Annotated in this window: 6 protein-coding genes and 1 tRNA gene; 6 read left to right on the forward strand and 1 reads right to left on the reverse strand. The window is 58.4% G+C overall.

Annotated elements, in window-relative coordinates:
* Window positions 1–65: 65 nt before the first annotated feature.
* The 6 genes from IRZ24_RS14605 (at window position 66) to IRZ24_RS14630 (ending at window position 6017) form a co-directional block, all read left to right on the forward strand.
* Entirely contained in the window at window positions 66–488 is a 423-nt protein-coding gene (locus IRZ24_RS14605; RefSeq protein WP_297165498.1) for a metalloregulator ArsR/SmtB family transcription factor, read from the forward strand.
* Between the two features lie 583 nt (window positions 489–1071).
* Window positions 1072–1144: transfer RNA gene (locus tag IRZ24_RS14610), tRNA-Arg, on the forward strand.
* Between the two features lie 487 nt (window positions 1145–1631).
* On the forward strand, window positions 1632–2366 hold the full coding sequence (locus IRZ24_RS14615) for a histidine phosphatase family protein (RefSeq protein ID WP_297165500.1): 735 nt from the start codon (window positions 1632–1634) through the stop codon (window positions 2364–2366).
* A gap of 54 nt (window positions 2367–2420) precedes the next feature.
* Window positions 2421–3269: a hypothetical protein gene (locus IRZ24_RS14620; RefSeq protein ID WP_297165502.1), complete on the forward strand. Its 849-nt coding sequence runs from the start codon at window positions 2421–2423 to the stop codon at window positions 3267–3269.
* A gap of 265 nt (window positions 3270–3534) precedes the next feature.
* A complete protein-coding gene (locus tag IRZ24_RS14625) occupies window positions 3535–4758 on the forward strand; it encodes a glycosyltransferase (protein WP_297165504.1) in 1224 nt (407 codons plus the stop codon).
* A gap of 146 nt (window positions 4759–4904) precedes the next feature.
* A complete protein-coding gene (locus IRZ24_RS14630; protein WP_297165506.1) occupies window positions 4905–6017 on the forward strand; it encodes a P1 family peptidase in 1113 nt (370 codons plus the stop codon).
* Here IRZ24_RS14630 and IRZ24_RS14635 read toward each other — a convergent pair.
* A partial coding sequence (locus IRZ24_RS14635; RefSeq protein WP_297165508.1) for a polysaccharide biosynthesis C-terminal domain-containing protein occupies window positions 5998–7024 on the reverse strand: 1027 nt, incomplete at its 5' end. The two genes, IRZ24_RS14630 and IRZ24_RS14635, sit on opposite strands and share 20 nt — an antisense overlap.

Consider the following 7024-nt stretch of genomic DNA (forward strand, 5'->3'; position numbering starts at 1 on the left):
GATCCCCCCAGATCTAGAGAAAGTTTCAAATCACCCGGATGGGAGGATGGAAGGAGAAGAAGACAATGGCCACAACGAATCAGGGAAACACAACTCGCAGCAATACACAGTCAGGTTCAACAGGATCACTGAGTGTCTTGAGTCGGCAGTCAGGTTCATCTCACCATTCATCGGTTGGGGTTGGACCCAAGTTCGTGCCGGCTCTAAGCGAAGATGAGGCCATCGGTCAGGCTCGCTTGCTCAAGGCACTGGCTGACCCCACGCGCCTGCGCATCCTGAGCCTGTTAAGTCGTTATGAAGGGGAGGTGTGTGTTTTTGAGATCGTGGAGAGCTTCACTTTGGAGCAGCCGACTATCTCGCATCATCTCCGTATTTTGCGAGATGCGGGGCTGGTAGATTGCCGTAAGAAAGGCCTCTGGGCTTACTATTACGTGCGTCGCGAGGCCCTCAACCGGGCGCGCGATGTGATCAGCGGCATTGTCTCTTAGCCTGGCCGCATCCCCTGGGTCAGGTTGCTCTAGTGCCTATCTGGCTGAGGCTGTGAGGCTGGCGGCTGAGATGGAAGAGTCTGGAGGCTCTTTCTAGCGTGAGTGGCTCTTTACTGACACTGGCATCTGCGGCCCTCGTTAGCTCCTAACTGAGGAGGTGATCCTCCTCTGCGCGCGGCCATCCTTGGGAATGCGTCGCTGACCTTGTCCCTTTTCCTCAGAGTGCCAAGGGGTGAAGGGGACAGGCAAGAAACTCACTTGCCTCGGGCTGGTCAGCAGGAAAGCGCCCTGGCGTGCGCAGGGGCCGTGTTCTCTGAGAAGAGCTGCTGAGTCTCTACTGCAGCGACGGCTGGGGTTCGAGTCCAGGCTCGGACTGTCAAGCTGCCAGACCTGCTGCGCTACCTGCCTCGCGTGGGGGCTTCCACTGCAGGAGAGGCCGCTTGGTATCCGCTGCAAAGCAAAGCCGGGATAAGGCCTTCTCTTTGCAGAGAACGCCCCCAAACTTGCCGAACTTGTCAATCCCCCCCTTGACAAGACTCGAAATTTTTTGTATCCTACAAGGCGGAAACGCTAAGTAGCCAATGTGCCTGTAGCTCAGTGGATAGAGCGTTGGCCTGCGGAGCCAAAGGTCAGAGGTTCGAACCCTCTCAGGCACGCCGAGAAAGGTCCTGGCTATCACTCATGGCCAGGACCTTTCTTTTTCTTTCTCTTTGGCTTGACTGTGACTAGACTTGGCCGCTCTCCCTGATCTCTGATCCCACTCCTGGGCTACTTCGCAGAGGCAGGGGCTGGGTTGCAGCGCTCCCTCCTCCCTGGTACAATGAAAATCACATGGCTGCGGGACAAGCCTGGCTGTAGGGCCTTGCTGACTGAGCGGCACTCCCTTATACCTGCTGGCTGATGTGCCGCCTTAGCTGTTCATCCTGTCCTGCCTGCCGGTGAAATGTGGCCGTGACTCAGAGTTGGTTTACTCGCTACCTGGACTGTGCGCGCTGGCGTCTGGCCTGGGAGCGGCTTGCCGCTTGTTTCCAGGTGCTGGTGCTCTTTGGCCTGACAAGATACCGCCTATTTCTATGGCGACGTCGGCTCCTGCTCTGGTGGCGGCCATCTGAATCTGTGGGGAATGCAGCTACTGCAAGCTCGATGAGAAATAAACAAACCTTGCTCTTCGTGCGTCATGGTCAGACTTCCTGGAACGTCGAACATCGCCTGCCTGGACGTTTGCCTGGCATCCCTCTGACGGATCAAGGAAGGCAGCAAGTGGCACGTCTGGCTGAGGCCTTGAGTGTCTTACCAATTAGTGCAATTATCAGCAGCCCTCTGGAGCGGGCACGCGAGACGGCAGAAATTCTTGCCCAGGGACGGGGTCTGGAGGTCTGGCTGGAGCCTGATCTGATGGATACAGATGTAGGGCACTGGGCTGGTGAGCGCTACGATGAGCTATTGAAACAAGATCCTGCCTGGAAAGCCTTTGTGCATGATCCGACAGTGGCCCCAACCCCTGATATTGAGACCTTTCCCCAGGTACAGCAGCGTGCCGTCGCCGCAGTAGAGCGCTGGCGTCAGCGTCCCGAGGTGGGAGCCTGGCCACTCTTTGTGGCTCATGCTGATGTGATCAAGCTGCTTCTGGCTCACTATAGTGGCCTACCTGCTGGCCGGGCACCGCTGCTGATGATCGACAATGCCTCGGTGAGTATTGTGGAGTTGGAGGGTGAGTTCCCTCCTCGTCTGGTAGCGGTTGGCTGGACTCCACGTCCGGGCTGGCTGCGGGCGCCGGTAGCTCCAACGCCAGCAGCCTCATGCTCCTCATCTACGGCGACCTCATCCGGTGGTGGCGGCCAGTCTGGGGAAAAAGGTACAATAGAAGGAGAGGCTTAGCGCGCTGTCTGGCTGTCGTGTATGCTGAGAGAGAGCTGGAAGGAAAGAAGCAGCATGTTTGATCCGCGAGATCCCTACGAGCGTTACTGGTGGCATTATGAGTCACGCCGTCCGCTCTCGATTGCGCAGATCATTGCCCTAGGCTCAACTGATGCGGAGACAGTCGCTCTGATCTGGTTAATGCTAGAGCATGGCGCTTCTCTCACCGTGGCTGGCCCGACCGACCCTCAACCTGGCGTTGGTAAGACAACGACGCTGAATGCTTTGCTCCAATTTCTCCCCGAGGGGACGGCGCTGGCCTATATGTCCGGCATGTATGAGGATTTCTCTTTCACGCGCTTGCCGGAGGTCGATCCTGCTCGCACTTATGCTCTCTGTAATGAGGTCAGCGATCACTTGCCGATCTATATGTGGGGACGAGTGGCCCGCCGCTATCTGCGGCTGCCCGCTCAGGGCTTCCATATCGCGACTAGTGTCCACGCTGATACCATCGACGATGTCATTCGCATGTATCGTCGCGATCTACGTCTGGAGGCGGAAGATGTGCGCCGTCTGGGCCTGGTGATCAATATGGGCCTGGTTGGCCGTATCTATCCACCTCGCCGTCGCTGGTTCACTACCCATTATCTGCATCCTACCGCCCCACCTGATCGGCCTGACGAGATCGTCAAGCTGCCTCTTTCCATCTGGGACCCTGAGCACGATAGCTTTGAGCATGCTGATGCCTGCGTTATTGATGAGCTGGCTACGATCGCCGGCCTATCCTCTCAGGAATTCCGGGCCGCCTTTAAGCGCCGTGTGGCTTGCCTTCAGGAAATCTCTCAGGGTCGTGGGATCGATATGAACGAAATGTTCGATGCCATTGAGAGGGTGCGTCGGCAGGAGCGCCAGCAGCGCTCCTGAAGGGCCTCGGCCTGCAATGGGCGGTCCGGTCCGGCTCCAGTGGGAAATATCTGCGCTTTGTCCGCGTGTTCTATGTAATGGCTACAGCATGGCGCTGTAGCCTTCATGGTACCTTGTCGTCTTCCACCTGCCTTTCAGGAGGGGAAAGGAGGGATGCCTGTGTCCGCGCATCTGCTCTTGCTAGCAACTGAAGGACGCTGGCCCCGCATCTGCAACTCATAAGGGGATCTTCTAATTCTGAATGAGGAGAAGGAGTCTGCGTGTTATGAGGCATGCTATTGCCATGCTCTGCGTCCACACGTCTCCGCTGGATATGCCGGGACAGACGCCGGACGCTGGCGGCATGAATGTCTATATTCGTTCGCTGGCCCGCGAGCTTGGTCAGCGCCAGATTGCTGTTGATATCTTTACCCGCCGCACTGATGAGCATCTTCCTCCCATTGTTCCGCTTGGAGCGCGTACACGGGTGATCCATGTTGAAGCCGGCCCGGTAGCGCGTCTGCCAAAGCAGGATCTCTATCCCTACCTCCCTCAGTTTTGTGCCGCTGTTGAGGCTTTCCGTCTGGGTGAGGGTCTGACCTACGATCTTGTGCATAGCCACTATTGGCTCTCTGCATGCGCTGGGCTGGAGCTGGCACGACGTTGGAGTGTCCCTCACGTGACGATGTTTCATACCCTGGCTCGTGTGAAATTGCTGAGTGATCCGTGCAGTCAGGAGCCTCCGCTCCGCGCGCAGATGGAAACGCGTATTGTCTCCGCGGTCGATCGCATTGTGGCCGCGACTGCTGAGGAACGCTGGCATTTGCTCAATCTCTATGCAGCTTCGCCCAGGCGCATTAGTGTCATTCCCTGTGGCGTTGATCTGCGCCATTTTGTCCCCCAGGATCGTTTCCAGGCCCGTCAGCGGTACCATTTGCCCCTTGATCGTCCGCTAATCCTCTTTGCCGGACGCCTGGACCCTTTTAAGGGGCCGGACCTGCTCCTCCAGGCCTTGGCTCTCATGGAAGAGAAAGTTGAGGCCGTCATTGTCGGGGGCAAGCTCCGGGGCGATCGGGAACTTCAGCGCTTGCGCCGGCTCGCTGCTTCTCTCGGGTTGACCTCGCGGGTGCATTTTCTTGGAGCGTTGCCGCCTTGTGAAATGCCTTTTATCTATAGCGCCGTCGATGTGACGGTTGTGCCATCCTGTAACGAAAGTTTTGGTCTGGCGGCCGTCGAGTCGCTGGCTTGCGGAACACCCGTGGTTGCAACGCGCGTCGGGGGATTGGCTGCCATTGTCCGCCACGGAGAAACTGGCTATTTAGTGCCGCGTTGCCCGAGCTTCTTCGCCGAGCGCCTGGATTTTATGTTGCATCATCCTCTCTTGCTAGCTCAAATGCGCCGAGCTGCGCGTCCCTCAGTGATGCGTTTCAATTGGCAGCAGATTGCTACTCAGGTGATGACTGTCTACGCTGAGCTGCTCAGTGATACGCGCTGCCTGCTAGCGCAATAGGAGAGAGTGAACGGCCTGTCATCCTTGGGCCGTGATTGCCCTGTCTAGAGGATCAGGACAAGCCTCTCTCGAGCACAGTCTGGCTATGGCTGGCGCGAGGTAGGTACGCATATAACGAACGAGGCTATAGGGAGGAGAGGCGAGCTATGACGCGCGCACGTCTACGGGACCTGGGCATCGCAATAGGGCATTTACCCCCAGGTCCTTTCAATGCCATTACCGATGTACCGGGGGTGCTGGTGGGCCATTGTACCCTGATCTATGATGAGCCGCGGGTGGCGCGCACGGGGGTCACGGTGATTGTGCCGCGTGAGGGAGAGATCTGGACTGATCAGGCCTTTGCCGGCTATTTTAGTCTCAATGGCTGTGGCGAGATGACCGGTACGGCCTGGATTGAAGAGGCCGGCTTGCTCCATACACCCATTGCCATCACCAATACAAATGCCGTGGGAGTAGTGCGCGATGCTCTCTGCGCCTTCCCCGCAGAGCAGCGGGGAGCAACAGCTCTGGCGGCGGCCTCGTCCTCCTGGACCGGGGCCTTGCCCGTGGTGGGGGAGACCTGGGATGGCTGGCTGAACGATATTGCTGCCTTTCATGTGCGCAAGGAGCATGTTTTTCAGGCCCTGGCTGCGGCCCGGGGGGGAGCTGTCCCCGAGGGGAACGTAGGTGGTGGTACAGGAATGATCTGCCATGAGCTGAAAGGGGGAATTGGGACCGCCTCACGCCTGGTCGAGTTAGGAGAAGCACGCTATGTGCTGGGGGCCCTGGTCCAGGCCAACTATGGTACGCGCCATCTACTACGCATTGACGGGGTGCCGGTGGGTCGCGAACTCGGCTATGAGCTGGTGCCCAGTCCCTGGACCTCCCCGCCACCTGCTTCCGGGCACGCAGAGGCCGGCTCTATCATCGGCATTGTTGCCACTGATGCGCCGCTCTTGCCCTTGCAGTGCAAGCGCCTGGCTCGCCGCGCTGCGCTTGGACTGGCACGCGTAGGTGGCATTGCCAGCAACGGCAGTGGGGATCTCTTTCTCGCTTTTGCCACCGGCAACCATCTGCCTGCAGGACAACAGCAACCCTACGCGCTGACAATGCTGCCTCATGATCGACTTGATCTCCTCTTCGAAGCTGCTGTTGAGGCCGTCGAAGAGGCCATTCTCAACGCGCTCACCGCGGCTGAAACGCTCAGCGGCTGGCAGGGCCATACAGCTTATGCTTTGCCTTTGGACGAGCTGCAGCGCATCATGACCCGTTATCGTTAGTTGCCTGCTGTCCGCGCGCAAAGGGACGCAAGTAGTCGGCAAGCCGTGGATGCAGCGTGTGTAACATGGCCAGATCCTCCTGACTAAGAGGACGGATCATAGCTAGCAATAGGGCTGCAGCGGCCAGATAGACTAAACCTGTGAGAATAAGCGTCGGGAAATTGTGCGGACGCAACAGCAACGAGGGGGTAGCTGCCAGGGCCAGCCCTAGCAGCAGACGCAAGGTATAGCCTAGTGGGTAACGTTCTGGCAGCAGCCGCCGGAGGAAGCTGAGCAAGAGAGCGCCACCAATGACCTGAGCGAGCCCGTCAGCGATCAGGGCGCCTGCTGGCCCCCAGCGCGGGATAAGGATGATACCCAGGATGATGAGCGAGAGCAAGCTCACCCACTGGCCAAGTACCACTTGCCAGGCTCTCCCTACCACATAGAGCGTCGACTGATGAACGCTGGTACCAAGGGTTCGAATCAGAATTTGAAAGATCAGGAAGAGAGCCAGGAGTGGCCCAACAGGTTCATAGCCCTGGTAGAGCAGATGGGCGATGAGGGCGGCGTTGAAGAAGCTGAAGACCAGTACGGGGGCGGCGAGGAGTGTCTCAATCTTGATAAGAGCCTGCCAGGAACGCGCGAGACGAGAGTAGTTCTGGCCAACGAAGGCCGCCGCCAGCGCCGAGCCAGCAACGCCGCCAAAACCAGTCACCATGAGCAGGCTGGCAGTATGACCAAGCTGATAAGAGAGGTTGAAATAGCCGATTTCTGCCAGCGGCACGGCGAAGCTCCCCAGCATGATAATGACCGTTTGCTTGAGCAAGGCTCCAGACACGAGGTTCGTCAGCCAGGCTGAAAGACCCAGGCGGATCACTGGTTGCAGCGGCTGATGGTAGCTCGCTCCGCGTTGGAGTAAAAGGGGAGCCTGCCAGATCAAAAAAGCCGCGGCGCTGGCGAGAGAGACCAAAGCTTGCATCCAGAGCAATCCGTCGACGCTGCCGCCCAGTCGCAGTACCAGATAG

It is taken from the genome of Thermogemmatispora sp. (assembly GCF_019683755.1).
Taxonomy (GTDB): Bacteria; Chloroflexota; Ktedonobacteria; order Ktedonobacterales; family Ktedonobacteraceae; genus Thermogemmatispora.

Excerpts from the sequence above, each read along its gene's own strand:
- IRZ24_RS14605 (WP_297165498.1), top strand. The coding sequence starts at position 66 with ATGGCCACAACGAATCAGGGAAACACAACTCGCAGCAATACACAGTCA.
- IRZ24_RS14625 (WP_297165504.1), top strand. The coding sequence starts at position 3,535 with ATGAGGCATGCTATTGCCATGCTCTGCGTCCACACGTCTCCGCTGGAT.
- IRZ24_RS14620 (WP_297165502.1), top strand. The coding sequence starts at position 2,421 with ATGTTTGATCCGCGAGATCCCTACGAGCGTTACTGGTGGCATTATGAG.
- IRZ24_RS14630 (WP_297165506.1), top strand. The coding sequence starts at position 4,905 with ATGACGCGCGCACGTCTACGGGACCTGGGCATCGCAATAGGGCATTTA.
- IRZ24_RS14615 (WP_297165500.1), top strand. The coding sequence starts at position 1,632 with ATGAGAAATAAACAAACCTTGCTCTTCGTGCGTCATGGTCAGACTTCC.